This window comes from Crystallibacter degradans, from assembly GCF_012952295.1.
Taxonomy (GTDB): Bacteria; Actinomycetota; Actinomycetes; order Actinomycetales; family Micrococcaceae; genus Crystallibacter; species Crystallibacter degradans.
The window spans coordinates 22,517-48,108 of the sequence record NZ_JABBCH010000022.1; the positions used below are offsets into that span (position 1 = coordinate 22,517).

At 64.9% G+C, this 25,592-nt stretch carries 20 protein-coding genes and 1 pseudogene; 6 read left to right on the top strand and 15 right to left on the bottom strand.

Annotated elements, in window-relative coordinates; translation table 11 throughout:
• Nucleotides 1-13: 13 nt before the first annotated feature.
• From HGO92_RS20955 to HGO92_RS20965, 3 genes are read right to left on the bottom strand one after another with little or no spacing between them, the layout of a single operon-like run.
• Nucleotides 14-913, bottom strand: coding sequence for a MaoC/PaaZ C-terminal domain-containing protein (locus tag HGO92_RS20955; protein ID WP_169998326.1), 900 nt, complete (start codon nucleotides 911-913; stop codon nucleotides 14-16).
• Nucleotides 910-2,253: a 3-oxoacyl-ACP reductase gene (locus HGO92_RS20960; RefSeq protein ID WP_169998328.1), complete on the bottom strand. Its 1,344-nt coding sequence runs from the start codon at nucleotides 2,251-2,253 to the stop codon at nucleotides 910-912. Before HGO92_RS20960 ends, HGO92_RS20955 begins: the two co-directional genes overlap by 4 nt.
• A gap of 3 nt (nucleotides 2,254-2,256) precedes the next feature.
• Nucleotides 2,257-3,606 (bottom strand): acetyl-CoA C-acetyltransferase, encoded by a 1,350-nt coding sequence (locus tag HGO92_RS20965; RefSeq protein WP_169998330.1) that lies wholly within the window; start codon nucleotides 3,604-3,606, stop codon nucleotides 2,257-2,259.
• A 74-nt stretch (nucleotides 3,607-3,680) separates the two neighbouring features.
• Between HGO92_RS20965 and HGO92_RS20970 the strand changes: the two genes are divergently transcribed.
• Together HGO92_RS20970 and HGO92_RS20975 are read left to right on the top strand one after the other, a co-directional pair.
• Entirely contained in the window at nucleotides 3,681-4,412 is a 732-nt protein-coding gene (locus HGO92_RS20970) for a TetR family transcriptional regulator (RefSeq protein ID WP_346769046.1), read from the top strand.
• Nucleotides 4,413-4,422: 10 nt separating this feature from the next.
• Nucleotides 4,423-6,540, top strand: a complete 2,118-nt coding sequence (locus tag HGO92_RS20975) for an acyl-CoA dehydrogenase family protein (protein WP_169998332.1) — start codon at nucleotides 4,423-4,425, stop codon at nucleotides 6,538-6,540.
• A gap of 52 nt (nucleotides 6,541-6,592) precedes the next feature.
• On the opposite strand, the gene glgA is transcribed toward HGO92_RS20975, so the two are convergent.
• Nucleotides 6,593-7,789 carry a glycogen synthase gene (glgA, locus tag HGO92_RS20980; RefSeq protein ID WP_169998334.1) on the bottom strand — a complete coding sequence of 399 codons (1,197 nt, stop codon included), beginning with the start codon at nucleotides 7,787-7,789 and terminating at the stop codon, nucleotides 6,593-6,595.
• A gap of 104 nt (nucleotides 7,790-7,893) precedes the next feature.
• On the opposite strand from glgA, the gene glgC reads away from it, so the two are divergent.
• Both glgC and HGO92_RS20990 read left to right on the top strand, forming a co-directional pair.
• Nucleotides 7,894-9,162 carry a glucose-1-phosphate adenylyltransferase gene (glgC, locus tag HGO92_RS20985; protein ID WP_169998336.1) on the top strand — a complete coding sequence of 423 codons (1,269 nt, stop codon included), beginning with the start codon at nucleotides 7,894-7,896 and terminating at the stop codon, nucleotides 9,160-9,162.
• 114 nt (nucleotides 9,163-9,276) lie between these two features.
• Complete coding sequence (locus HGO92_RS20990) at nucleotides 9,277-10,719, top strand: SDR family NAD(P)-dependent oxidoreductase (RefSeq protein WP_169998343.1); 1,443 nt, start codon at nucleotides 9,277-9,279, stop codon at nucleotides 10,717-10,719.
• A 32-nt stretch (nucleotides 10,720-10,751) separates the two neighbouring features.
• On the opposite strand, the gene HGO92_RS20995 is transcribed toward HGO92_RS20990, so the two are convergent.
• From HGO92_RS20995 to HGO92_RS21010, 4 genes and pseudogenes are all read right to left on the bottom strand, one after another.
• Nucleotides 10,752-11,747: an adenosine deaminase gene (locus HGO92_RS20995; RefSeq protein ID WP_240974838.1), complete on the bottom strand. Its 996-nt coding sequence runs from the start codon at nucleotides 11,745-11,747 to the stop codon at nucleotides 10,752-10,754.
• A 17-nt stretch (nucleotides 11,748-11,764) separates the two neighbouring features.
• A pseudogene (locus HGO92_RS21000) lies at nucleotides 11,765-12,616 on the bottom strand (transglutaminase family protein).
• A complete protein-coding gene (locus HGO92_RS21005) occupies nucleotides 12,613-13,539 on the bottom strand; it encodes an alpha-E domain-containing protein (protein WP_169998347.1) in 927 nt (308 codons plus the stop codon). Before HGO92_RS21005 ends, HGO92_RS21000 begins: the two are co-directional and overlap by 4 nt.
• 37 nt (nucleotides 13,540-13,576) lie before the next feature.
• Nucleotides 13,577-15,142, bottom strand: a complete 1,566-nt coding sequence (locus tag HGO92_RS21010; protein WP_169998349.1) for a circularly permuted type 2 ATP-grasp protein — start codon at nucleotides 15,140-15,142, stop codon at nucleotides 13,577-13,579.
• A gap of 121 nt (nucleotides 15,143-15,263) precedes the next feature.
• Here HGO92_RS21010 and pepN point away from each other — a divergent pair, with 121 nt between their 5' ends.
• Nucleotides 15,264-17,885 carry an aminopeptidase N gene (pepN, locus tag HGO92_RS21015; protein ID WP_169998351.1) on the top strand — a complete coding sequence of 874 codons (2,622 nt, stop codon included), beginning with the start codon at nucleotides 15,264-15,266 and terminating at the stop codon, nucleotides 17,883-17,885.
• Here pepN and HGO92_RS21020 read toward each other — a convergent pair whose 3' ends face one another.
• A complete protein-coding gene (locus HGO92_RS21020) occupies nucleotides 17,886-19,916 on the bottom strand; it encodes a hypothetical protein (RefSeq protein WP_205834880.1) in 2,031 nt (676 codons plus the stop codon).
• 162 nt (nucleotides 19,917-20,078) lie between these two features.
• On the opposite strand from HGO92_RS21020, the gene HGO92_RS21025 reads away from it, so the two are divergent.
• Nucleotides 20,079-21,020, top strand: a complete 942-nt coding sequence (locus HGO92_RS21025; RefSeq protein WP_169998353.1) for an alpha/beta fold hydrolase — start codon at nucleotides 20,079-20,081, stop codon at nucleotides 21,018-21,020.
• On the opposite strand, the gene lplAB is transcribed toward HGO92_RS21025, so the two are convergent.
• The 6 genes from lplAB to HGO92_RS21055 all read right to left on the bottom strand — a co-directional run bounded on the left by lplAB (nucleotide 20,915) and on the right by HGO92_RS21055 (nucleotide 25,588).
• Complete coding sequence (lplAB, locus tag HGO92_RS21030; RefSeq protein ID WP_169998355.1) at nucleotides 20,915-21,976, bottom strand: lipoate-protein ligase LplAB; 1,062 nt, start codon at nucleotides 21,974-21,976, stop codon at nucleotides 20,915-20,917. The two genes, HGO92_RS21025 and lplAB, sit on opposite strands and share 106 nt — an antisense overlap.
• Before the next feature lie 80 nt (nucleotides 21,977-22,056).
• Nucleotides 22,057-22,614: an NADPH-dependent FMN reductase gene (locus HGO92_RS21035; RefSeq protein WP_169998357.1), complete on the bottom strand. Its 558-nt coding sequence runs from the start codon at nucleotides 22,612-22,614 to the stop codon at nucleotides 22,057-22,059.
• 161 nt (nucleotides 22,615-22,775) lie between these two features.
• The gene (locus HGO92_RS21040) at nucleotides 22,776-23,030 is read right to left on the bottom strand and encodes a type B 50S ribosomal protein L31 (RefSeq protein ID WP_074702428.1); all 255 of its coding nucleotides are present in this window, start codon (nucleotides 23,028-23,030) and stop codon (nucleotides 22,776-22,778) included.
• A 176-nt stretch (nucleotides 23,031-23,206) separates the two neighbouring features.
• Nucleotides 23,207-24,013 (bottom strand): TrmH family RNA methyltransferase, encoded by an 807-nt coding sequence (locus HGO92_RS21045; protein ID WP_169998359.1) that lies wholly within the window; start codon nucleotides 24,011-24,013, stop codon nucleotides 23,207-23,209.
• Nucleotides 24,010-24,786, bottom strand: a complete 777-nt coding sequence (locus tag HGO92_RS21050) for a sulfite exporter TauE/SafE family protein (RefSeq protein WP_169998361.1) — start codon at nucleotides 24,784-24,786, stop codon at nucleotides 24,010-24,012. Before HGO92_RS21050 ends, HGO92_RS21045 begins: the two co-directional genes overlap by 4 nt.
• Nucleotides 24,787-24,799: 13 nt before the next feature.
• Nucleotides 24,800-25,588, bottom strand: coding sequence for an ABC transporter ATP-binding protein (locus tag HGO92_RS21055; RefSeq protein WP_169998363.1), 789 nt, complete (start codon nucleotides 25,586-25,588; stop codon nucleotides 24,800-24,802).
• Between the last annotated feature and the right edge of the window lie 4 nt (nucleotides 25,589-25,592).

Sequence of the window (25,592 nt, forward strand, 5' to 3'; positions counted from 1 at the left end):
TACTTCCGGCGGGTCAGAGCGCGCGGACACTGCCGCTGAAGTGCTTGCGGTGGCTGCGCTCGCCCCAGCCGGTGAAGTCCGCAGAATCCCACCGGCCGTCCGCTTCGTGGTCCTCGATCCGCAGGGCAACCGTGGCCGGCAGGAACACCGGTGCGGCGAACTCGATGTCCCAGGCGAACGGCTCCGCTGCGACGGCCTCGACACTGTTGATGACCCTCGCGGCCAGATACATGCCGTGCGCGATTGAACGTTTCAGACCGAGGATCTTGGCGGACAGCGCGCTCAGGTGGATCGGGTTGAAGTCGCCGGAGACGGCGGCATACTCCCGTCCCGCTTCCGGGCCCAGGCGCCATTTGGCTGTCGGCTGGGGCGGCACGAAGTCCTGCCTTTCGGGCCGGCTCGCCTTGTCCAGCCCGGGAACGTACAGTCCCTTGGCCAGGTAGGTGGAGGTGCCTTCCCAGACGTTCTCCCCCGCTGCCTGGACGTCCACACGCACGTCCACGCAGGTGCCGGCGTGATGGCCGGCCAGGTTTTCCGCCCATGCAGTGACCGCCAGGGGTTCGCTGAAGTCGATGCTGCGCAGGTGCCGCACCCGGTTGCCCAGATGGACCATGCCCAGCAGCGGTAGCGGGAAATCCGGGCGCGTCAGCACACTCATGACTACCGGGAACGCTACCGAGTGGACGAACACGGAGGGCAGGCTGTCCCGCACCGTGCCGTGCAGCAGGTGCTGGAACGTGGTGACGTGCTCCAGGCTGACCTGCACATCCGTGACAGTGTGCTGCACGTGGGGCAGGGCATGGCTGCGTTCCAGCGCCCCCAGCTTGGTCCGCGCGGCCGTCGACAGGGCGCTGACATACAGCTTGGACAGGGACGGCAGTTCCGGGAGCGCAATAGCTTCGCGGGTGCTCATGCGCCCACCAGGCTCTGGCCGCAGACCCGCAAGGTCTGTCCGTTAATGCCGCCGGCCGCATCGCTGACCAGGAAGGAGATTGTCTCGGCGACGTCGAGCGGAAGTCCGCCCTGCTGCAGGGACGGCAGCATCCGGCGTGCGATTTCCCGCGTCGCCATGGGAATCTTTGCCGTCATCTCTGTTTCGATGAAGCCGGGAGCGACGGCGTTAATGGTGCCGCCGCGTTCGGCGAAGGCCGCCGCGGAGGCGGCAACCATGCCGATGACCCCGGCTTTAGAGGCCGCATAATTAGTTTGCCCCCGGTTGCCGGCGATGCCGCTGGTCGAAGCAAGCGAGACCACCTGCGGAACCTGCGGGAACAGCTCGGAGGCGAGCAGTACCTCGTTGATCCGCAGCTGGGAGGCGAGATTGACGCTGATCACCGAATTCCACTTTGCTTCATCCATGTTCGCCAGCAGTTTGTCCCGGGTAATGCCGGCATTGTGGACCACGATGTCCAGCCTTCCATAGCGGCTGTGGGCGTGATCCAGGATTTTCTGCCCGGCGGTTTCACCGGTGATATCGAGCTGCAGCGCCGTTCCGCCGGTTTCATTGGATACCTTCACCAGCTGCTCGCCGGCGGCCGGTACATCCACGCAGATGACCCGGGCGCCGTCGCGGTGCAGGACCTTGGCTATGGCAGCGCCGATGCCACGGGCTGCACCGGTAACGACGGCGACCTGCCCTGCCAGCGGCCGGTCAAAGTCTGCCGGCAACTCTCCTTGTGGCGACCCGACGAGCACGAACTGACCATCCACGTAAGCACTGCGTCCGGACAGGAAAAAGCGCAGGGCTGCCAGCGCACTCGGCGCCTGGGCGTCTACGGCGTCGTCGAGCAAGATGCCGTTTCCGGTAGCGCCGCCACGCAGTTCATGCGCCAGGGAGCGCAGCGCGCCCTCGATCCCCTGCCGGGCAGCGGCCCGTGCCGGGGCATCCGCAGTGGAGGCCGGACGCGAGATCGTCACGACGCGCCCACCCGGGAGGAGGCTCCGCAGCGAGGAGCCGACGGCCAACATGGGCTCGGCAAGGTCCTCGGGATCGGATACCTCGTCCAGCACAGCGATGATCGCCCCCAGCTTGTCCTTGGGCCCGGCGTGCCGGCGCACATCGAGTCCCCAGGCCAGCAGTTCCGTGGCCAGCGCCTCGGTACCGGCACTGCTGCCGATCAGGAGCACGGGTCCGGGGACCAAGGGCTGGCCCGGGTGGTAGCGCCGCAGGATGGCCGGCCGTGGCAGGCCAAGCTTCTTTGCAATGTTCTTGGACAGCCCGCTGTTGACGAGCGTCAGGTAGGAATCCGTCATGGCTTAGCGGGCCTCCAGGATGGCTACGACGCCCTGTCCGCCTGCTGCGCAGACCGAAATCAGTCCGCGTCCGCGGTTGCCCTCCGCTGCCGCTTTCTCATGGAGCAGCTTGGCCAGCGCCGCTACAATCCGTCCCCCGGTCGCTGCGAAGGGATGACCGGCCGCGAGCGACGAACCGTTGACGTTGAGTTTGCTGCGGTCGATGGCGCCGAGCGGTTTGTCCAGCCCGAGCTTGTTGCGGCAGAATTCTTCGCTCTCCCACGCCGCCAGATGGCACAGCACGGTGCCGGCAAAAGCTTCGTGGATCTCAAAGTAGTCGAAGTCATCGAAGGTGAGGTTGTTCCGCGCCAGCAACCGCGGCACGGCGTAGGCCGGCGCCATCAGCAGCCCTTCCTTGCCGTGCACGAAGTCCACGGCTGCCGCTTCCGAGTCGACTATGTCCGCAAGCATAGGCAGGTCGTGCGCGCGGGCATAGTCTTCCGAGCCGATCAGGACCGTCGAGGCGCCGTCGGTCAGCGGTGTGGAGTTGCCGGCGGTCATTGTTGCTTTGTCGCCCAGGCTCTTGCCGAATACCGGTCCAAGCTTGCCGAGCTTCTCCAGCGAGGTGTCGGCGCGAAGATTCGCATCGCGGGTGAGGCCATGGTACGGGGTGACCAGATCGTCGAAGAAGCCGCGGTCATAGGCGGCGGCAAGGTTCTTGTGACTGGCCAGGGCCAGTTCGTCCTGTGCTTCCCGGGAGATGTTCCAGGCGGCAGTGGTGAGGGCCTGGTGCTCCCCCATCGACAGCCCGGTACGAGGTTCGGCCGTACCAGGGGCGTTGGGTGCCAGGTCCTTTGGCCTGAGTTTGGCCACAGCCGTGAGCTTCTGCTGCAGGGTCTTCGCGCGGTTGAGCTCCAGCAGTACTGCGCGCAGTCCCTCGCTGACTGCTATCGGTGCGTCCGAGGCGGAGTCCACACCGCCCGCAATTCCCGATTCGATCTGGCCCAGTTTGATCTTGTTCGCCAGTCCCATGACCGTTTCCAACCCAGTGGCGCAGGCCTGCTGCAGGTCGTAAACGGGCGTCTCCGGTGAGAGGGCGGAGCCGAGCACGGCTTCGCGGGTGAGGTTAAAGTCCCGGGAGTGCTTGAGTACCGCCCCGGCGGCGACTTCGCCGATACGTTCGTCCTGCAGGCCGAAGCGTGCAACCAGGCCATCGAGTGCCGCCGTGAGCATGTCTTGGTTGCTGGCGTTGGTGTAGGCGCCATTGGCGCGGGCGAAGGGGATGCGGTTTCCACCGATGACTACCGCCTTGCGGATTCCCGCACCAGCGGCGGAGTCAGTGGAAGCGGCGGATACATCTGGTGAAGCAGCCATGGGGGCATTCTCCTCGGAGCTTGGTGGCAGATCAGGTATTACTGCTACCTAGCGTACCTGATACGCTAGGTATCGTGAATACAGCTCTTGCGCACGGACAACCTGCAGCAGATGGAAGATCGGCGCGGTGGGATGCCCATCGGGTGACACGGCGCCGGGAACTCATCAGGGCGGCTCGGCAGGCTGTGCACCGGCTGGGTCCGGACGCTTCGATGGAAGAGATCGCCGCGGCGGCAGGCACCTCCAAACCAGTCTTCTACCGCTATTTCGGCGATAAGGCAGGTCTCCAGCGGGCGGTCGGCGAAGTGGTGATCGGACGCATGCAGAACAAACTGCAGGAAGCGGCGGAGACAGCAACAACGGCCCGCGAAGGCCTGCACGCGATGGTTTCGGTCTACCTGCAGATGGCTGAATCATCGCCCCATGTCTATGCCTTTGTTACCCGGCCCGGCGGAGCAGACCCATCTGCTCCAACGGGAATCGAGCCGGACGGCGCCGGTGGCGCAGCGGTCCTGAGCCACTTTTTCGCGGCCGTGACGACCATGATGGCGGCTCCGTTCCGTGCCCATCTGACAGCCGGCATGAGCACCGAAGCCCAGCTCAAAGCCGCTGCATACTGGCCTCCCGCCGCCATCGGCATGGTCCGTGCGGCTGGCGAGCATTGGCTCGGAACACCCGAAGGTGACGATAAGCCCAGCAGGGAGCAAATGACGGAGCAGCTCACCGGTTGGCTCTTTGACGGTATCGCCCAGATCGCGTCGAATGCCGGCACCAGCACTAGCAACAAGAACAAAACCACCAGCTGAAGGATCAAGGATGACCCAAGTGACAGTCCCCCAAACAAGCGCCCCCGAACTCCCGGAAGACGGCATCGCGGCCCCGGCCGCCGTCGATGTTGCCGCTCTGGGCGGCCATCTGCTCGGCAAATGGGCGGACATCCGACGGCAGGCACGCGAGCTGGCCGGCCGCCCCGAGGTTCAGGGCATCGACGGGCTGACCATGACCGAACACCGGGAACGGGTAACCGGTCAGCTCAAATACCTCGTGGACAGCGGTGCCGTCCACCGCGCGTTCCCGAAACACCTCGGCGGAGAAGACAACCACGGCGGCAACATCGCTGGCTTCGAGGAACTCGTGGTGGCGGATCCGTCGCTGCAGATTAAGGCCGGTGTCCAATGGGGGCTCTTCGGCTCAGCAGTGCTCCACCTGGGCACGAAGGAACACCACGACAAGTGGTTGCCGGGGATCATGAACATGGATATTCCGGGCGCCTTTGCCATGACGGAAACGGGGCATGGCTCCGATGTCGCCAGCATCGGCACGACCGCCACATACGATCCGCAGAGCCAGGAATTCGTGCTGCACACTCCGTTCCGCGCGGCCTGGAAAGACTATCTGGGCAACGCCGCCAAGGACGGGGTTGCCGCCGTCGTTTTTGCGCATCTGATCACCCGCGGGGTTGACCACGGTGTGCACGCCTTCTTTGTGCCCATCCGCGACGAACAGCGCAACTTCCTGCCCGGCGTCGGCGGTGAGGATGATGGCCTCAAGGGTGGTTTGAACGGCATCGACAACGGCCGGCTGCACTTTGACCACGTCCGCATTCCCCGCACCAACCTGCTCAACCGCTACGGTGACGTCGCCGCAGACGGCACCTACAGCTCCTCCATTGCCAGTCCGGGCCGGCGCTTCTTCACGATGCTGGGGACTCTCGTGCAGGGCAGGGTGTCCCTGGACGGTGCAGCCGTGGCCGCAAGTAAGGTAGCACTGTCCATCGCGATCAAGTATGCCAACGAGCGTCGCCAGTTCAACGCAGCTTCGGACACTACCGAGGAAGTGCTGATGGACTACCAGCGCCATCAGCGGCGCCTGCTGCCGCGGCTCGCGACGACATATGCGGCCTCCTTCGCCCATGAGGAACTGCTCGAGCAGTTCGATGGTGTCTTTTCGGGAGCCCACGACACCGACGAAGACCGACAGGACCTGGAGACGTTGGCCGCGGCCCTCAAATCCTTGAGTACCTGGCACGCCCTTGACACCATTCAGGAGTGCCGCGAGGCCTGCGGCGGCGCCGGATACCTCGCCGAGAACCGGCTCCCGTCGCTGTACGCCGATCTGGATGTCTACGCTACCTTCGAGGGGGACAACAACGTCCTGCTGCAGCTGGTCGCCAAGCGTTTGCTGGCGGACTACGCCAAGGAATTCCGCCATGCCGACTTCGGCGTGATGGCCCGCTGGGTGGCCCACAAGGCCGCCGACGCCACGCTGCATAGGACCGGCCTGCGGCAGGTCGCCCAGACCTTTGTGGACAGTGGCTCCGAGAAGAAGTCCGCCAATTATCTCAAGGATGAAAACACCCAGCGCCAATTGCTGACGGAGCGGGTGTCCGCGATGGTCAAGGAGGCGGGCAATGCCTTGCGCAGCGCCAACAGGATGCCCCAGGCCGAAGCCGCAGCGCTGTTCAATGAGCACCAGAACGAACTCATCGAGGCGGCGCGGGCCCATGCCGAGTTGCTGCAGTGGGAGGCCTTCACCAGGGCGCTGCCCGGCATCGAGGACCGGGACACCCGCCAGGTCCTGACCTGGGTCCGTGACCTGTTCGGGCTGGGTCTGGTGGAGAAGAACCTCGGCTGGTACCTGATGAACGGCCGGCTCTCCGCGCAGCGCGCCAGGACGCTCGGCGACTACATCAACAGGCTGTTTTCCCGTCTGCGCCCGTTCTCGCTGGACCTTGTGGATGCCTTTGGCTACGGCCCGGAGCATTTGCGCGCGAAAATCGCCTCCGGTGCGGAAGGCGCGCGCCAGGACGAGGCCATGGCCTATGCACGCAGACGCCGGGCCAGCGGCGAGGCTCCCGTGGATGAGAAGATCCTCATCGCCCGCCAGAAGGCGGCGGCCAAGCGAGAGAAACGCCAGGCCGCGGCCGGGAGCTGACAAACGCCCAGCCCCGCCGGCCAAAGTTGCCGACTCGGCGGGGCCTAACGTTCTACTTCAGTACGCTGCGGTAGACCTCAAGAGTGGTCTCCGCGATGGAATGCCAGGAGAAATGCTCCTCCGCCCGGCGCCGTCCGGCCTCGCCCTGCTTCCGGGCGCGGGCCGGGTCGTTGACCGTCTCAGTCAACGCGGCGGCGAAATCCTGCACGAACTTTTCGGGATCCAGCGGCGTTCCGGTGCCGTCCTGGACCTGCTCCAGCGGAACCAACGTGCCGGTGACGCCATGGTCGACTACCTCCGGAATGCCTCCGGTGGCGCTGGCGACGACCGCGGCACCACAGGCCATGGCTTCGAGGTTAACGATGCCAAGGGGTTCGTAAATGGACGGGCAGGCAAAGGCGGTCGCATGGCTGAGCACCTGGATGAGCTCGTTCCGGGGAAGCATCCGCTCGATCAGCACCACGCCGTCGCGTTCCGCGCGCAGGTCTTCGATCAAGGCGTTGACCTGGGCCCCGAGTTCCGGCGTGTCGGCCGCGCCGGCGCAGAGCACAACCTGCACCTCAGGCGGAAGCAGTTTGGCCGCACGCAACAGGTAGGGCACGCCCTTTTGACGGGTAATCCTGCCCACGAACACCACGCTGGGACGGGACGGATCAATACCAAGGGCGCGAACGGCGTCGTCGTTTTCATCCCGCTGCCACAATTCGACGTCGATGCCGTTGTGGACGACCTTCACCTTGTCCGGGTCCACGTTGGGGTAACTGCGCAGGATGTCGTTCCGCATTCCGGCGGACACCGCGATGATTGCCGCCGCGGCCTCATAGGCCGTCTTCTCAACCCAGGAAGAAACCGCGTAGCCGCCTCCGAGTTGCTCGGCCTTCCACGGGCGGAGCGGCTCGAGTGAATGCGCGCTTAACACGTGCGGAATGTTGTGCAACAGGCTGGCCAGATGCCCGCCCATGTTGGCGTACCAGGTGTGTGAATGGACCAGGTCGGCGCCCTCGATTCCCGCGAGCATTTCGAGGTCAACTCCGAGTGTCTGGACCGCCGGATTGGCCTCGTTCAGGGACGCCGGAACCGCATAGCTGCGCACCGTCGCCCCATGGAAGTCAGCGGGGCGGTCAGCCCCGAATGCGTGGACGCGCAGGTCCACTTTGTCTGCCAGCACACGGCTGAGCTCGGCCACATGAACACCGGCGCCGCCATAGATGGCAGGGGGGAATTCCTTCGTCACAATATCTATCCGCACGAAACCTAACGTAGTGCACCCGGGGGTTCTCCTCTAGTCTGAAGTCGTGGGGGACTTCATAGTTGGTTCACGGACGAACTACGCGACTGAACGGGGAAAATGCAATGCCACAGAAGAAAGTTCTCGCCGTAGTCTTAGCAGGCGGCGAGGGCAAGCGGCTGATGCCATTGACGGCAGACAGGGCCAAACCGGCCGTGCCGTTTGCGGGCAGCTATCGGCTGATCGATTTCGCGCTGTCCAACCTGGTCAATTCGGAGTACCGGAAGATTGTGGTGCTGACCCAGTACAAGTCGCACAGTCTTGACCGGCACATCTCCGAGACCTGGCGGATGGCAACCCAGCTGGGCAACTACGTGGCATCCGTGCCGGCGCAGCAGCGCCGCGGCAAGAGCTGGTTCCTGGGCAGCGCCAACGCCATTTACCAGTCGCTGAACCTGATCCATGACGAAAACCCGGACATTGTCGTCGTTATCGGGGCGGACCATGTGTACCGGATGGACTTCTCCCAGATGGTTGAGGACCATATTGCCAGCGGCGCCCCGGCCTCCGTGGCCGCGGTCCGCCAGCCGCTGCGGCTCGCTGACCAGTTCGGCGTGATCGAAACCGACCCGCAGGCGCCGGCGCGGATCAAGGCCTTTGTCGAAAAGCCCGCCAGCACACCGGGCCTGCCGGATGATCCGGACAGCTTCCTGGCATCCATGGGCAACTACGTGTTCAATACCGACGCGCTCCTGGCCGCCTTGGAAGCCGACGCCGAACGCCTGGACACGAACCACGATATGGGCGGGGACATCATCCCGTATTTCGTGAACCGCGGTGAGGCTGCCGTCTACGACTTCACGGCCAACGACGTTCCCGGTTCCACGGCTGCCGACCAGCAGTACTGGCGCGACGTCGGAACGCTGGATTCCTACTACGACGCGCACATGGATTTGATCAGCCCGCTGCCGGCGTTCAACCTGTACAACCTTGAGTGGCCCATCTACACCCGGCAGTCCGTCTCGCCGCCGGCCAAACTGGTCCGCGGTGTCAGCGGTGCCGCCGGTACCGCGCTTGATTCGATCCTGTCCCAGGGTGTTGTGGTCTCCGGTGCCGAGGTCTCCGGCTCGGTTCTCGCCACAAATGTCTTTGTGGCCGAGCGGGCAGAAATATCGGACAGCGTCCTGATGGACAAGGTCACGGTGGGCGAAGGCGCTGTCATCCGCCGGGCCATTCTGGATAAGAATGTGCACGTGCCTGCGGGCGCCAGCATCGGCGTCGATGCCGCGCTGGACCGGTCGCGCGGCTTTACCGTGACAGATTCCGGCTTGACCGTCTTGAGCAAGGGCCAGGAAGTCCTGCTCCAGGACCCGTCGCCGGTGGCCACCCCGTAAGCAGGTCCTTGCCCCCGGGTTCAACGGACACAGCCCGGGGGCAGTAAACTTGGCAAGGCCCGGTATTAATGCGGGCCGTCCCCTGCCAAGTCTTCCGGAGTGAAACAGCACCACATGAGCAAGCCAGACCTGACCCCGGAAGAAATCGCCGCATGCGTGAAAGTGCTCGAGCAGATCCATGTGCTGGATGAGGACCATCCGGACTATGTGGCAGTGCGCCGCGCCACCGGGAAAATGTTCAAGTCCGTCAAGCGGCACCGCAAGGTCCAAAAGCGCGACGCCGTTGCTGCCGCCGACCGTGAGGTCATGTCGCGGACTGCTACCGCGGCCGAGGACAGGATCGACGACGAAACCCAGGGCCTGCAGCTGACCTCCTCCGCCCGGGGCGACGTGGCAGGGCACCTGATCCGGCCGCGGAACTGCTACATTTGCAAGCAGCCGTACACCCAGGTGGACGCCTTTTACCACCAGCTCTGCCCCGAGTGCGCCGCATTCAGCCACGGCAAACGGGAAGCGCGGGCCGACCTGCACGGCAAGCGTGCCCTGTTGACCGGTGGCCGCGCCAAAATCGGCATGTACATCGCTTTGCGGCTGCTGCGCGACGGCGCCCACACCACGATCACGACCCGCTTCCCCAAGGATGCCGCGCGCCGTTTCATGGCGCTGGAAGACAGTGCGGACTGGATCCACCGGCTGCGCATTGTCGGCATCGACCTGCGCGATCCGGCACAGGTCATTGCTCTGGCCGATTCCGTCGCCGAAGCGGGTCCGCTGGACATCCTGATCAACAATGCCGCCCAGACCGTGCGCCGCTCCCCCAACGCCTACCGGCCGCTGGTGGACGCCGAATCGGAGCCGCTGCCCGCTGGATCCGGCGCTGCCCCCGAACTGGTGACCTTCGGCCACGCCCATGACAAGCATCCGATCGCCCTGGCCGGCTCGGTTTCCTCCCACCCGGTGCTTGCAGCAGACGAGATTACCGCCCTGGCGTTGACCGCCCGTTCCGCGACGCCGGAGCGGATCAGCAACGGAACGGCGATCGACGCCGGTGGACTAGTACCGGACATCACGCACATCAACAGCTGGACGCAGGTTGTCGACCAAGTGGATCCGCTGGAAATGCTCGAAGTCCAGCTGTGCAACGTGACCGCGCCGTTCCTGCTGGTCAGCCGGCTGCGGCCCGCAATGGCTGCCTCGCCCGCACGGCGGAAATACATCGTGAACGTGTCGGCCATGGAAGGCCAGTTCTCGCGCCGCTACAAGGGTCCCGGCCATCCGCACACCAATATGGCCAAGGCATCGCTGAACATGCTCACCAGGACCAGCGCCGAAGAAATGTTCACCGAGGATGGCATCCTGATGACTGCCGTGGACACCGGTTGGATCACCGATGAGCGGCCGCACCACACCAAGATGCGGTTGGCCGACGAGGGTTTCCACGCCCCACTGGATCTTGTCGACGGTGCGGCCCGTGTCTACGATCCCGTGGTCCAAGGGGAAGAGGGCGTGGACCTCCACGGCTGCTTCCTGAAGGACTACAAGCCATCACCATGGTAGCTCCGGCTACAGGGATGCAACCTTGTCGCGTTCTACTCGTGCTGTTGCCGCCACTGTTCGACCTCGGCCAGCAATTCGCGCCGACGAGTGTCCGTCAGGAAGGCTGACCTGACGGAATTGGCCGCCAGATCGGCCAGCTGCGCGGTACCGAAACCGAAGGCCGCACGCACCTGGCGGAAATTCTCGTCCATATAACCGCCGAAGTACGCCGGATCGTCCGAGTTCACGGACACGTTCAGGCCACGCTGCAGCATCCGCGGCAGAGGGTGCGCGCTCAACGTTTCCACAGCCCGCAGCCGCACGTTGGATAGCGGGCACACCGTGAGCGGAACCTGTTCGGCGGCGAGGCGCTCCACCAGTTCCTCATCCTCCATGCACCGGATGCCGTGGTCGATCCTGTCCACTGCCAGCAGATCCAGCGCCTCGCGGATATAGTCCGGCGGCCCCTCCTCCCCCGCATGTGCCACGCACTTGAGGCCCGCTTGACGGGCCCTTTCGTACAGTGCCACGAAGTTTCGGGGCGGGTTGTCCCGCTCGGCTGAATCCAGGCCAATACCGATGATCGGCACTTCCATCTCAAGCAGCTCGTCCAGTACGGCGAGGGCCTCTTCCGCGGGGCGATCCCGTAGGAATGCTGCTATCAGTTCAGTGCTGACTCCGAATTCGGATTCACTCTTCGCCAGCACTTCGGCAACGGCTCCCACCGAGGTAGTCAAGGGGATTCCGCGGGACAGGTGGGCCTGCGGGTCCATCATGATTTCCGCGTGGCGGACACCCGCGGCAGCCGCGCGCGCCAGATACGCCCTGGTCATGTCGGCGAAATCATCCGCGGTCCGGAGTACGGCCATATTGCTGTAGTACAGGTCCAGGAAGGACTGCAGGTCGATGAACTCATAGTGCCGGCGCAGCTCTTCGATATCTCCATACGGCAGCTTGATGCCGTTGCGTTCGGCGAGCCGGAAGATCAGCTCCGGCTCCAGCGTTCCCTCGATGTGGATGTGGAGTTCCACGGTAGGTAGCTCGGTCATTTCGCTCCTCTGCGTCTTCATGCCAGCCGGGTTACCTCGACCTGCACCTTGAGTTCGGACCTGCCGCCGCCGGAGAGTATGCCCTTCAGCGGAGAGACGTCGCGGTAGTCCCTGCCGCGTGCCACGGACACATGCAGGTCACTGATCGGGACGGCGTTGGTAGGATCCCAGCTGCGCCATTCTCCGTCCCACCACTCCAGCCACGCGTGGGACTCCCCTGTTACCGTCTCGCCGATCCCCGCGTCCCGCTTGGGATGCAGGTACCCGGAGACGTACCGGGCCGGGATACCGAGGCCACGCAGCGCGCCGATGCCCAGGTGCGCCAGGTCCTGGCAGACGCCCTTGCGGTGATTCCATACTTCTTCAGCGCTGGACTGCACACCCGTGACACCGGGGACATACTGCATTTCCGCCTTCAGCCAGGCCATGAGGGCATGTGCGGCCTCATGCGGCGGCAGGCCTTCCGTCAACGCACGCACCGACGTCTGGACTTCTTCCCCAGGCTCACTGAGACGGGTCTGCGGCAGCCAATCGGCATAGTCGTCCAGGACCGGATCCGACCGCAGCACGTCCCAGTCTGCCGTTTCCTCCACGGCCGGAAGCCTCTGGCTGCGGTGGACCTCTACTGTGGTCAGCGAGGTGACTTCGAGGAAATCGTGCGCCGTCTGCATGTCGAAGGCCGTCACCCGGGTGCCTCAGTAGTCGCGGTAATTGCTGACGACGGCGCTCGATGGGCTGACCGTCAGGGATGATTCCAGCACCACTTGCTGGGAGTCGGTGAGGGGCGTCATCCGTGCCTCGTTATAGGAGAGCGTGACGTCGCGGTCGTAGCGGTATCCGGTCCGGTGTTCGATGCGCAGGCGGCTCATGAGACTTCCCCTACCCAGGACAGATCAATGGGCTGGGCGAAGTAGGTCCGTGTGACGGCATCCGAGGCCTGGGCACAGGCCCTCTGGACGCGGTCCATGTGCTCGGGCAACTCGGCCAGCAGATCAACGGGCTGGTGGAACTCCAGGAAGGTGCGGGCCTGGCCGACAATCCTGCGTGCGTCATTGATGAAGCCGATCCGCTGGTACGACGGATCCAGACGCTCGAGGGCCTTTTCCGCGTCGCTCAGCGCATAGACAATGGACCGCGGAAACAACCGGTCCAGCAGCAGGAACTCCGCGGCCTGTTCTTCGCCTGAGGCCCCGCGCCGGGTGCGGAGGAAGGACTCGTAAGCCCCCGCGCAACGCAGCATATTCACCCAGGACAGCCCGGCAGAGAGCACCCCCTGGGTGGAGAGCATGCGGGCCGTCATGTCCGCCCTTTCGAGGCTGCGCCCCAGGGCAAGGAACTGCCAGCTCTCGTCGTGGCTCATGGTGGTATCGGCCAGGCCTTTAATCATGGCTGTGCGTTCCAGCACCCAGTGGCAGAACCGGTACGTGCCCACCACATCCTTGCGGTGCTGGCTGAGCCCGTACCAGGTAGTGTTCAGCCCTTCCCAGAGCGTTGAGGAGACCGTTTCGCGCGCGCGGCGGGCGTTTTCGCGTGCGGCCCCGAGGGCGCCGGCGATGGACGTCGGACTTACCCTGTCATAGGCGAGCTTGTTCAGCAGATCCCCCAGGCCGAAGTCATCGCTGTCGGGCCGCGCACCCATGATCCCAAGCAGCTGCCGCGACACCAGACGCTGCTCGTCCGGCTGCAACTGGTTCAGCCGCTCCAGATTGACGTCCAGGATGCGCGCCGTGCCATCGGCGCGTTCCACATACCTGCCTATCCAGAACAGGGATTCCGCAATGCGGCTCAGCATCGGTTCCTGCCTCCTTGGTTCAATGTCACAACGTCCTTCACTGTTCCGGCTGGTTGTCGGGCCAGTTTGAATCCACGGGCCAGACACTCGCCTGTTCCCGCGCCGGCGGTGCAGGCACAACGGCAGGACGGCCGGTCGTTTCGACCTGCGTGTCGGGCGCATCGTCGGCGAGCACCCAGGTGTCTTTGGAGCCGCCGCCCTGGCTGGAGTTGACGATCAGCGACCCCTCCTTCAGCGCCACCCGGGTCAATCCGCCGGGCAGCACCCAGACGTCGTCGCCGTCGTTGATCGCAAAGGGGCGTAGGTCCACATGCCGGGGGCTGAACTGGCCGCCGGACATGGTGGGCACCGTGGACAGCTGGAGCACCGGCTGGGCAATCCAGCCGCGCGGATCCTGGAGAACCTTGGCGCGCAGCATCTCGAGCTCCTCCTTGGTGGCATCCGGCCCGATCACCAGCCCTTTGCCGCCCGATCCATCCACCGGTTTGACCACCAGCTCATCGAGCCGGTCCAGGACTTCTTCGCGGGCCTGGGGTTCCTCCAGCCGGAAGGTGTCCACATTGGGGAGGATGGGCTCTTCGCTCAGGTAGTAGCGGATCAGGTCGGGCACGTAGCTGTAAACCAGTTTGTCATCAGCTACACCGTTGCCCACCGCATTGGCGATCGTCACGTTGCCGGCCCGGGCCGCATTAACGATGCCCGGGCAGCCCAGCATCGAATCGGACCTGAACTGCAGCGGGTCGAGGAACTCGTCGTCAATCCGCTTGTAGATCACGTCCACACGCTGTTCGCCGCCGGTGGTACGCATGTAGACGCGGTTGCCACGGCAGATCAGGTCCCGTCCCTCGACCAGCTCCACGCCCATCAATCCGGCCAGCAGGGTGTGCTCGAAATAGGCGCTGTTGAAAACGCCGGGAGTGAGTACGACGACGGTCGGATCCTCGGCGCCGGAAGGTGCGGTTTTGCGCAGCGCCGTAAGCAGCCGCCGCGGGTATTCCTCGACCGGCCGGATGGGTTGCTGCCCGAATGCCTCCGGCAGGCCCTTTGCCATGGCGCGGCGGTTCTCGATCACGTAGCTGACGCCGCTGGGAACTCGGACGTTGTCCTCCAGGACACGGAAGGTGCCGGCCTGATCGCGGACCACGTCGATTCCGGCGATATGCACGCGCACGCCGCCGGCCGGATCGAAGCCGTACGCTTCGCGGTGGAAGTTGGCGCTCGAGGTGATGAGCCTGCGCGGGATGACGCCGTCCGCTACCACTGTCATCCGGTTATAGACATCGTCCAGGAAGGACTCCAGTGCCCGGACCCGCTGGGTGACACCGCGCTCGAGGATGTTCCAGTCGGACCCGGAGATGATCCGCGGCACCAGATCCAGCGGAAAGGGCCGTTCCTCGCCGGCGAAGTCGAACGTGACTCCCCGGTCCAGGAAGGTACGGGCCATGGAATCTGCCCGTGCGGTGACATCCGCCAACGTCAATTCGCCCAGCGCGGCCGCTACATGCGCATACTCGGCCCGCGGCATCTGGCCCGCGCCGAACATCTCGTCGAAGGCAGGGCTGCGTTTTGCCGCGGTAGCGTAGTCCTCAAACAAGTCCGACATGGCAAAAGCGTTTCACGTATTTGGCTCCGGAACACGCTTTTGCTCCACAACAGCGTGTTCACAGCGGAGCGGTGCGAGTTCTAGCGATCGGTGCAGCGGCCACCGTGGTTAAATGGGCCGGGTGAAGAACGAGAATCTTAGCCGCTCAGAAGCCCGCCGACGGTCAGAACTCGTCGCAGTCGAGAACTACGACGTAGCGCTGGATCTGCGAGGTGTCCTGGACCCGGAGTCAACCGGCTACATTTCCCGCTCCGTCATCACGTTCAAGTGCAACGAACCGGGAGCCGGGACCTTTGTGGACTTCATTCACGATGGCATCCACTCGGTCATGCTGAACGGGATCCAGCTGGATCCGGACGCCGTCGTGGACGGCTCGCGTATCCACCTCGCGGACCTGGCCGCCGAAAACCAGGTCACGATCGTCGGCACTGCTCTCTACAGCCGCAGCGGCGAGGGGCTCCACCGGTTCGTGGACCCCGCGGACGGCCGGATCTACCTGTACACGCAGTACGAACCGGCCGACGCCCGCCGGGTCTTCGCGAACTTCGAACAGCCTGACCTCAAGGCCAGCTTCACCTTCAATGTCGCCGCGCCGTCGGACTGGCAGGTGTCCTCCAACAGCCCGCTGGCCGTGTGTGAAGAGATGACCTCGACGCCCGGGTTCTCGATCCGGCGCTTTGCCCCGACCCAGCCCATCTCCACGTACATCACCACCGTCCTCGCCGGCCCGTACCACTTCGTCGAGGACAGCTGGAAGCGCACCCTTGCGGACGGCACCGAGCTGCAGGTGCCGCTGGGCGCCTATTGCCGCACGTCGCTGGCCGAGGCCTTCGACGCGGCGGATATTTTCGCGATCACCAAGGCCGGACTGGACTTTTTCCACGAGCTGTTCGAGTATCCGTATCCCTTCGGCAAGTACGAGCAGGCCTTCGTGCCCGAATACAACCTCGGTGCCATGGAAAACCCCGGGCTGGTCACCTTCACCGAGACCTACGTCTTCAAATCCCGGGCCACGGGTGCCCAGTACCAGGCACGCGGAAACACGATCATGCACGAGATGGCCCATATGTGGTTCGGCAACCTGGTCACGATGCAGTGGTGGGACGACCTCTGGCTCAAAGAGTCCTTCGCCGACTACATGGGGTCGCTGGCGCTGGTGGAAGCCACCGCGTGGAAGGACGCCTGGGTCGCCTTCGCCAACCGCCGCAAAGCCTGGGCCTATGTCCAGGACCAGCTGCCCACTACGCATCCGATCGTCGCCGACATCCGGGACCTGGAGGCCGCCAAGCAGAATTTCGACGGGATAACGTATGCCAAGGGCGCCTCGGCGCTCAAGCAGCTGGTCGCCTACGTCGGCTTCAACGCCTTTATCGGCGCCGCCCGCCAGTACTTCCGGGACAACGCCTACTCGAACACCACCCTGGACGATTTCCTGACCGTCCTCAGCGACGCCTCCGGGCGGGACATGCGCCGCTGGTCCTCCCTGTGGCTGCAGACTGCCGGCATTTCCACGCTGGTTCCGGAGATTGAGTACGACGGCGATCGGCTGGCTCGGGTGCGGCTGCTCCAGGATGCTATTGATCCCGTTACCGCCCGGACCGTGGACCGGCCGCACCGGCTCCGGCTCGGTCTCTACGACTTCGACGCCGGTGGTGCGTTGGTACGCACCGATTCAGTGGAGCTGGATCTGGCCGGAGCGGTCACGGACGTTCAGGAGCTCGCGGGGCGGCCCGCCCCGGCGCTGCTGCTGGTCAACGACGACGACCTGACCTACGCCAAGGTCCGGTTCGATGCTGCCTCGCGGCAGACCGTGCTCTCTTCCCTGGACAAGGTCACTGACCCGCTGGCCCGCGCCCTGTGCTGGTCAACCTTGTGGAACATGACCCGCGACGGACTGCTGACACCGGCCGACTACCTTGGTGCCGTGGATCGCTTCGCTCCCGCCGAGTCGGACAACGGGGTGCTGCAGGTACTGCTCGACTGTGCCGGGACCGCACTGGACCGCTACCTGCCGGCAGATGAGCGGACGACGCAGCGGGAGCGGTTTGTTGACTCCGTCCGGCTCCAATTGGGCAAGGCCACAGCCGGCAGCGACCAACAGCTGACCTGGGCCCGGTCGCTGGCCGCGCTATCCCGCTCGACTCCGCGCTGTGCCGGCTACATCGCAGAACTGCTGAACGGCACTGCCAGCGTTGGCGGGCTGACGTTGGACTCCGAGCTGCGCTGGCGTTTCTGGCAGGCCCTCGCCGCCACCGGCCACGCCGCCCAGGAGCAGCTGGACACGGAGTTGGCGTCGGACCTGACCGCAGCGGGCAGAGCCGGCCACCTGACAGCCATGACAGCGCGTCCCGATCCTGCGGTCAAGGCGCAGGCCTGGGCTGACGCAGTGGCCGGCTCCGAGCTGTCCAACCAACTGCTCGATGCGACCATCGACGGGTTTACCGCCGCCGACCATGAACTGCTGGATCCCTACGTCGAGCCGTACTTCCAGAGCATCGAAAGCGTCTGGGCGCAGAAGAGCATCGAGATCGCCAGCCGTATTGTCAGGGGTTTCTTTCCCCTCGCCCAGGATCTCGAGCCGGGCACGGAGCCGCGGCAGCACGCCGTCGTTGTCCGTAGCGACGAATGGCTGGCCGGACACAGCGAGGCGCCGGCCGCCCTGCGCCGGATCGTCATCGAGCAGCGCGACCATCTGCTCCGCGCCCTCACGGTGCAGGGGCGGCAGTTGGTCCAGGCATTCTGATCAGGTTATCCAGGCCTCGTTGACGCGTGAGTCCGGGAGGTAGACGCAGTAAGCCCCCGTCCGGATGGCCCGCTCGAGGTGCTCCGCCAACGGCGGGTCGTGCTCACGGATCCGGTCCATGGCATGGCGGATTGCCCGGGTCACGCTGACGCGGGCGCGTTCGGAGGCGGAGCCGGCGCGCCGGCCACGCCCGCTGAGTCCGAAAGCCCTCGATAGCTCGCTGATGAGGAACTCGCGTTCCGCCTCCGCCTGGACAACGCGGCCACGGTCCCGCATGAGACGGGCCTCATCGAGGTCCTCATCGATCTCCGCAAGCCGCCGACGATAGGCGTTTTTCGCCTGGTCGTCCAACATCGCGCCTGCGTCTCCCCAGCCGGAAGACGCGAGCTCGGGATCAAGCAGACCCGCATGGACCGCAGCCGGATCAGTCCCGCTCGATACGAGGTCGAGCACGTGGAACTCCCTGCCGGGATGCGCGAGGAGCCGCGCCAGATAGTGAAGCCCCTTCAGATCGCGCAGGGCAACAGTGTTTTCCTCAAATGAGATGAACCAGTAGTCGCCTGTCCGGCGAAAGGAGTTGGGCCCGCGTTTGCGCTCTTCTGCCTTATGGCCTGCTCCCAGGATTTCGACGGCGGCATCGGCAGCCGCCACCTCAAGGCCGGCACTGATTTCATCCCCCGCTGCGGGGTGCGCCTGTGCGAGCCCGGTGCGGGCCAAGGCGACTTCATAGGGTGCTCCTACCAGGCTCCACAGCTGCACGGCACTCTGGAAGGCACTCCGGGCGCCGGGAACGTCGCCGGCGGCGAGCCGCACCCGTCCGTTCGCCATAGCCGCACTGGCAGACAATGCCCTGCTTTCGAACGATGCGGCTACCTGGGCAAGTTCGTCGGCGGAGTCGCGGGCGGCCACGAGATCTCCGGCCGCCACTTCGATCTCGACCCTCGCGGCCAGCAGCGGAGCCCGGCGTAGTCCGGTGTTCGGCGGGAGTTCCTTGGAAGGGACGGTCACGGGATGATCGAGTGAGTCCCGGATGGATGCTGCCGCCAAAGCCACGTCGCCCTGAGCCAGCCGCACAAGGGCGAGTCCCGGTTCCGGATCCCACCCAGCCTGGCGAGCTGCGAGGAAAGCCTCCTCCGCACCATGGAGATCGCCCAGCTGGTATCGCACGCGGCCCAATTCTGTAAGTGGCCACCCGAACTCACGCCGAAGATATGGCCGGAGCTCCGCGCAGGCCGCTAAGGCCACCTGCTCCGCTTCGGCGGTTGCTCCGCGCAGCCGCAGGATCTGGGCGCGGTGGACACGGCAGCGACCATGGGCGCTGCCGATACCGTTTCCGTGGCGCCACCGCTCCATGGCCTCCGTCCACTCCTCGGCGAGGTCGTACTGAGCGAGCCCCTGGAGCATGCACACGAGCTCGCAGTAAACCATTCCCGTCGATACGGCATCCAGTTCACCGGAGACAGCGGCCACCGCCGCTTCGTCGGCAAGTATCAGGCCTCGGCGGACGTCCCCCTCCAGAATTACGGCGTGAGCCTCTGCCACCCTGCCGACGGCAGCCGCTGCCGGGTTGCAGATCGATCCCACCTCGACGGCCCGGCCGGCCCATTCGCGCGCGGCGCCAACGTCGCCTATCATCAGGCGCTCGTAGCTCCTGATGACTGCCAGCCAGGCATGGACCGGCGTCTCCTCATGCCCCACCAAGAGCCGCTCTGCCCGTTTGACCCACCCGCGGATCGGCGCCATCAGCGCAGTATCAATGAGCAGATGCAAGGCAACGCGGGCAGCCGCAGCGGCCGCTGCGATCGGGTCGCCGAGACGCACAGCCTCCGCATGCGCGCGTTCCCATGCCTCGATCGTCACGTCGAGATGACCGGCGGCATAGGCGGCTTCGGCCAGAAGCCCCAGGTCCTGCACCGAAAGCGGAGCGCGCGCGTCCAGTCCGACGAGCAGGTCGTACGCCTGCGACCACTCGCCGCTGGAGTATGCCTCGCGCGCCCGCTCCACCAGCGGCGCTTCGGCGTCGTCGTACATCGTTCACCGATCCGCAGGCATGCCTGCTCAGACCCGGCCCCGGCGTAACACCGGGGGTTACCCATGTAACAGTGTTCCTCACGCATAGGGGTTACCAAGCCCGAACCCTGGCCGCGGGAGACGCCGCGAGCGGATGACGGGTCACGCACAAGGAGCATCAAAATGAACACGAACCAGACAAAGCTGCCATCATCGGGCACGGTGCAGACGAATGGGCAGGTGCTGTATTACGAAATTCACGGCGAAGGACCTGCACTCGTCCTGGTGATGGGAATCGGCTACGACTCGACGCTCTGGACGCTGGCGCAGGTCCCGGCCCTGTCCCCCCGGTTCCGGGTGGTCTTGGTCGACAACCGGGACGCGGGCCGCAGCTCGAAAGCCAGCCACCCGTACACCATTGCAGACATGGCAGATGACCTGTCCGGCCTGCTTGACGCGTTGGGGATTGCCCGAACCCACCTGTTGGGGCTTTCCATGGGCGGAATGATTGCCCAGGAATTCGCCCTACGGCACGCCGACCGAGTGGACCGGCTGGTGCTCGCCGGAACGGGAGCTGCGCCGGCAAGAAGCGCCGTCGACCCGATCCAGATCTGGAGCTGGGTCAAGGCGAACGACGCTACGGGGAAGGTGTTTGGCGGGCAGCAGTTCGTGTCGCTGTTCTCCACAGCCTTCCTCCGGAACCACGAGGCCGTGCAGGACACTGCCGCGCTGTTGGCAAGCAATCCCTATCCGATGAGTCCCGAGGCCTACGGGCGGCAGGCAGATGCCTACCTGCGGTTCGACGCCCTGGACCGGCTGGGCGCAATCACGGCACCCACTCTTGTCCTCGTTGGCGAGCAGGACCTGCTGACGCCACCTTGGATAGCCCGCGAGGTCGCCGACGCCATCCCCGGCGCCCGGTTCGAAGTCATCCGCGGAGACGGGGCCTCGCACGTTGCGGCGATCGAGCGCCCCGACGACTTCAACCGCCTCGTTTCGGACTTCCTCGCACCGAAGGTTCAGGGCACGCGGTTGAGCCATTCGTCGGTGGCGAACTTGGTGGCCGCCAGTTCCTTGGCGGCAGCGAGTTCCTCTTCGGAAACCCCGGCTTCCACCGCCCCGTAGCGGTCTTTGAAGGTATCCATCATGGTGGTGATAATTTCGGTGCGCGACAACCCGGTCTGCCGGCGCAGCGGGTCTACCCGTTTTTTGGCACTGCTGATGCCCTTGTCGGAGATCTTCTCCTTGCCGATCCGCAGCACGTCGGTCATCTTGTCCGCGTCGATGTCATAGGACATGGTCACGTGGTGCAGCATGGAGCCGCTGGCCAACCGCTTCTGCGCGGCCCCGCCGATCTTGCCTTCCGGCGTCGCTATGTCATTGAGCGGCTGGTAGAACGCCTCCACGCCCACCTTCTTCAGTGCAGCCATGGCCCAGGCGTCCAGAAACGAATACGAGGCTTCAAAGGACAGCCCGTCCACCAGCGTCTGTGGCAGATAGAGGGAGTACGTGATGGCGTTGCCATGCTCCATAAACATGGCTCCCCCGCCGGTGATCCGCCTGACCACCGTGACGCCGTGGCGCTCGGCTCCGTCCGGATCCACCTCGTTACGCACGGACTGGAAGCTGCCGATGACCACGGACGGCTCGTCCCAGTCCCACAAACGCAACGCGGGCGGCCGTTTGCCTTCGCCCACCCGCCGCGCCAGCACCTCGTCCAGGGCAACGTTGAGGTGGATGGGCAGCGCCTGCGGCCCGATGACCTGCCAGTGATGGTCAAGCCAGCCGGTCGCCTTGGCCAAGGCCCGGCGTACTGCCACTGCCACCGCATCGGCCGAAAATCCGAAAAGCACGACGTCGGCAGCCAGCGCGGCGGAAATGGCTGCGGAATACTCGCCATGGCCGGCCTCCGCGGACAGGCCGTTCAGGGCTGCGTTGATGTCCCCCAGAGCCTCGTCCGGTTCCAGGAAGAAGTCGCCGCTGATCGAAACATTGGCCAGCCGGCCATCGAGGACATCGAGGTCGGCGACGACCAGCTTGCCGCCGAGGACCTTGTATTCACCGTGCCGGTGCTCTGACATCTGCGCTCCCTATTCCACGCCTACCAACCCAACGTTTCAGTCTTACCATCGACGGCGGCCAGTGCGCGAAGCGAGGCAGGTCAGCTGCGCAGGGTCTTCATCGCGCCGGCCCAGGCAATGACCTGGTCGAAGAGCGGGGTGAGGGCCTCGGTGGCCTCGTCCGTGGGGACGAAGTCCTGGTCGTCGTCGAATTCATCATCGAAGGGCAGGAAGACCTGGGCCCTGACGTCGGCCAGCTGCAGTTCGGCCGCGATCCCGCGAAGATGTTCAACCACGCGGGTGCCGCCGGCGCTGCCGTAGCTGACAAATCCGGCGGATTTGTTGTTCCACTCCGCGTACAGGAAGTCGATGGCGTTCTTCAGGGCGCCGGGGACCGAATGATTGTATTCCGCGGTGACGAAGATGTAGCCGTCGAACGGGGCAATCTTCGCCGACCAGGCCTTGGTATGGTCCTTGCTGTACTGCCCGGTGGACGGCGGCATCGGCTCGTCGAGCAGAGGCAGGTTCTGCTGGGCGACGTCGATCAGCTCGAACTCGGCATCGGTACGCTGGCGGGCGTGTTCATAGACCCAGTTGGCCACGGGTGAGCCGGTGCGGCCGGGGCGGGTGCTGCCGAGAATGATCGCGATTTTCAACATGGCGGACTTCTCCATTCGACGAAGGCGGTTCAGTCGTGCTCGTGTCTGCGGCCGGTGGGCCTAGTCGCATCCTAACCTCCCGAGGGCGTGAGGTTCCGGTTAATGCACGAATGCCCGTACCGAAGCGGTACGGGCATTCGCGGAAAGCTGCGGGCGAAGAATTACTTCTTGCCGAAGCCCTTGAAGCGTGCGTTGAAGCGCTCCACGCGGCCGGCGCTGTCCATGATGCGCTGCTTGCCGGTGTAGAACGGGTGCGATTCGGAGGAGATTTCAACCTCGATAAGCGGGTAGGTGTTGCCGTCTTCCCACTCAACAGTCTTGTTGGAACCAACAGTGGACTTGGTCAGGAAGGAAACGCCGGACGCCAGATCGCGGAAAACAACCGGGGCGTACTTCGGGTGAATATCAGACTTCATTGTGTAACCTTTGATCGCGCCCCTGGATTTTGCCAGCGGCTTTAAGGATTGGAAAGAGAGCAGTCCACACAGGACCAGCAATAAACACTACCGTATCCAAGCCCGCACGTCGAAACCGGACGGCAACCCGGCTTGGCAGCGGCCCCTTCGCCGCGGGCATCCATGTCCCGGGCATTTCAGTCAGGGCGGCAGGCCCAGAAAGCCACCGCACTGGCAGCGGCCACATTGAGGGAATCCACGCCCGCACGCATGGGGATCATGACTTTCAGATCGACGCCGGCCAAGGTCTCCGGCAGCATGCCCGCACCCTCGGTCCCCAAGAGCAGGGCCAGCTTGTCGAAATCGCGTGACTCGAGTTCATCGAGGGTGATGGCGTCCTCGGTAAGTTCCAGCGCCGCCGTCGTAAATCCTTCTTGGCGCAGCAGGGCGAGTTCGCCCGGCCAGTTGTCCAGCCGTGCCCACGGGATCTGGAAGACGGTACCCATACTCACCCGGATGCTCCGGCGGTAGAGCGGATCCGCGCAGCGGGGGCTGACCAACACCGCGTCCATGCCCATCGCGGCGGCGGAACGGAAAATGGCACCGACGTTGGTGTGGTCCACGATGTCTTCCAGCACGGCCACGCGGCGGGCGCCGGAGAGAACCGCGGCCACCGGCAGAGGGGCAGGGCGGTTCATCGCGGCCATTGCACCGCGGTGCAGGTGGAAGCCGGTGATCGCTTCGAGGACCTCGGGTGCGCCGATAAACACCGGAACTTTCGGGAACTGCGTGATCACATCCTCCAGGTCCGCCAGCCATTTCTCGGCCAGGAAGAAGGACCGTGGGGTGTGGCCGGCAGCGATGGCCCGGCGCAGGACCTTGGAACTCTCCGCGATGTACATGCCTTCGGCCGGTTCGCGGCGCCGGCGGAGCGCGGTGTCGGTCAGCTGGGTGTAGTCGGCCACGCGAGGATCCTGGGGCGAGGACAGGTGCTGCAGGTTCATGCGATGAGGTTCGAGATCATCACGTACAGCGCCACGAGGCCAAGGACAACTATGATGCCGCGCAGGACAATGGGCTTGAGCCGCCGGCCGACGGCGGAACCGACCAAGGCGCCGATGAGGGAGCTGACCGCGATGATGAGTACCACCCACCAGTCGATCCGGTCGAACGCGAAAATCATGTACGAAATGGCGGCAATGATGTTGACGCCCAGCACCAGCACGTTCTTCATGGCGTTGGCCTGCTGGATGGTGCCGTGCAGGAACACCCCCAGGATCCCGACCAGCAGGACGCCTTGGGCCGCAACGAAGTAGCCACCGTAGACGCCGGCGAAGTAGACCAGGAACAGCAGCACCCAGGGGTGGCTCTTCTCGCGGGCCTGGGCGGCCTCGCGTTCACGCACCCACTTCTGCAGCCGGGGCTGGAAGACCACGAACAGCAGGGCGATCACAATCAGGAACGGGGCGGCGTATTCAAAAACTGCTTCGGGCAGGTTCAGCAGCAGGGCGGCACCGGTAACGCCGCCGAGCAACGAGGCCGGCAACAGGACCTTGAGGGTGCTGCGGAGCCCGGAAAGTTCGCGCCGGTAGCCGTAGACTCCCCCGACGTTGCCGGCGATCAGGCCCATGGCGTTGGAGATGGTTGCCGTCACGGGGGCGAAGCCGAGCGCCACCAGGACGGGGAAGGTGACCAGCGTGCCGGAACCGACAATGCTGTTGATCGTTCCGGCCCACAGCCCGGCCAGGGCAATGATTCCAGCCTGCAGTAAATCCATCTAGGGGCGGAGCTTAGCTGCGCCGGGCGACGGCGGTGTAGCGGCCGCCGTCTTCCTTGAGCTCAAGCGGCATATCGAAGGCCGAGCTGAGGTTCTCTTCGGTCAGGACGTCGGCAATGGGACCCTGCGCCACCACGCCGCCTTCGCGCAGGAGCATGGCATGGGTGAAGCCCGGCGGTACTTCTTCGAGGTGGTGGGTGACCAGGACCAGGGCCGGAGCTTCCTCGTCGGCGGCCAGTTCGCTCAGGCGCTGCACCAGGTCCTCGCGGCCGGCCAGATCAAGTCCGGCGCCCGGCTCATCCAGCAGCAACAGTTCCGGATCCGCCATCAGTGCACGGGCGATCTGCACGCGCTTGCGTTCGCCTTCGCTCAGGGTGGCGAACGGGCGGTTCAGGAAGGTGGACATGCCCCACTGGTCCAACAGTCGGAACGCGCGGCGCTCGTCCATCTTTTCGTACTGCTCGCGCCAGCGGCCGGTGACACCGTAGGAGGCCGTCACCACGACGTTGAGGACCGTTTCATGCTCGGGTATCTGGTTGGCCAGCGCCGCCGACGCCAGACCGATCCGGGGCCGCAGCTCAAAAACATCCACCGAGCCCATGGTCTCTTCCAGGATGCCGGCTTCGCCCTTGGTAGGATGGAGACGGGCACCGGCGATCTGCAGCAGCGTCGTCTTGCCGGCACCGTTCGGACCGAGAATAACCCAGCGCTCACCATCCTTGACCTGCCAGTCCACGCTGTCAAGCAGGGTCTTGCGCCCGCGGACAACGCTGACTCCGGCAAATTCAAGAACATCGCTCATAGGA

What these genes read in the sequence shown, in the direction of transcription:
- HGO92_RS20965 (WP_169998330.1), bottom strand. Translation starts at nt 3,606, where the DNA reads ATGGCTGCTTCACCAGATGTATCCGCCGCTTCCACTGACTCCGCCGCT.
- HGO92_RS21050 (WP_169998361.1), bottom strand. Translation starts at nt 24,786, where the DNA reads ATGGATTTACTGCAGGCTGGAATCATTGCCCTGGCCGGGCTGTGGGCC.
- glgC (WP_169998336.1), top strand. Translation starts at nt 7,894, where the DNA reads ATGCCACAGAAGAAAGTTCTCGCCGTAGTCTTAGCAGGCGGCGAGGGC.
- HGO92_RS20955 (WP_169998326.1), bottom strand. Translation starts at nt 913, where the DNA reads ATGAGCACCCGCGAAGCTATTGCGCTCCCGGAACTGCCGTCCCTGTCC.
- HGO92_RS20960 (WP_169998328.1), bottom strand. Translation starts at nt 2,253, where the DNA reads ATGACGGATTCCTACCTGACGCTCGTCAACAGCGGGCTGTCCAAGAAC.
- HGO92_RS21010 (WP_169998349.1), bottom strand. Translation starts at nt 15,142, where the DNA reads ATGTCGGACTTGTTTGAGGACTACGCTACCGCGGCAAAACGCAGCCCT.
- HGO92_RS20995 (WP_240974838.1), bottom strand. Translation starts at nt 11,747, where the DNA reads ATGACCGAGCTACCTACCGTGGAACTCCACATCCACATCGAGGGAACG.
- HGO92_RS20990 (WP_169998343.1), top strand. Translation starts at nt 9,277, where the DNA reads ATGAGCAAGCCAGACCTGACCCCGGAAGAAATCGCCGCATGCGTGAAA.
- HGO92_RS20975 (WP_169998332.1), top strand. Translation starts at nt 4,423, where the DNA reads ATGACCCAAGTGACAGTCCCCCAAACAAGCGCCCCCGAACTCCCGGAA.
- HGO92_RS21005 (WP_169998347.1), bottom strand. Translation starts at nt 13,539, where the DNA reads ATGCTGAGCCGCATTGCGGAATCCCTGTTCTGGATAGGCAGGTATGTG.
- HGO92_RS21040 (WP_074702428.1), bottom strand. Translation starts at nt 23,030, where the DNA reads ATGAAGTCTGATATTCACCCGAAGTACGCCCCGGTTGTTTTCCGCGAT.
- HGO92_RS21020 (WP_205834880.1), bottom strand. Translation starts at nt 19,916, where the DNA reads ATGTACGACGACGCCGAAGCGCCGCTGGTGGAGCGGGCGCGCGAGGCA.
- HGO92_RS21035 (WP_169998357.1), bottom strand. Translation starts at nt 22,614, where the DNA reads ATGTTGAAAATCGCGATCATTCTCGGCAGCACCCGCCCCGGCCGCACC.
- HGO92_RS21055 (WP_169998363.1), bottom strand. Translation starts at nt 25,588, where the DNA reads ATGAGCGATGTTCTTGAATTTGCCGGAGTCAGCGTTGTCCGCGGGCGC.
- HGO92_RS21025 (WP_169998353.1), top strand. Translation starts at nt 20,079, where the DNA reads ATGAACACGAACCAGACAAAGCTGCCATCATCGGGCACGGTGCAGACG.
- HGO92_RS21045 (WP_169998359.1), bottom strand. Translation starts at nt 24,013, where the DNA reads ATGAACCTGCAGCACCTGTCCTCGCCCCAGGATCCTCGCGTGGCCGAC.
- lplAB (WP_169998355.1), bottom strand. Translation starts at nt 21,976, where the DNA reads ATGTCAGAGCACCGGCACGGTGAATACAAGGTCCTCGGCGGCAAGCTG.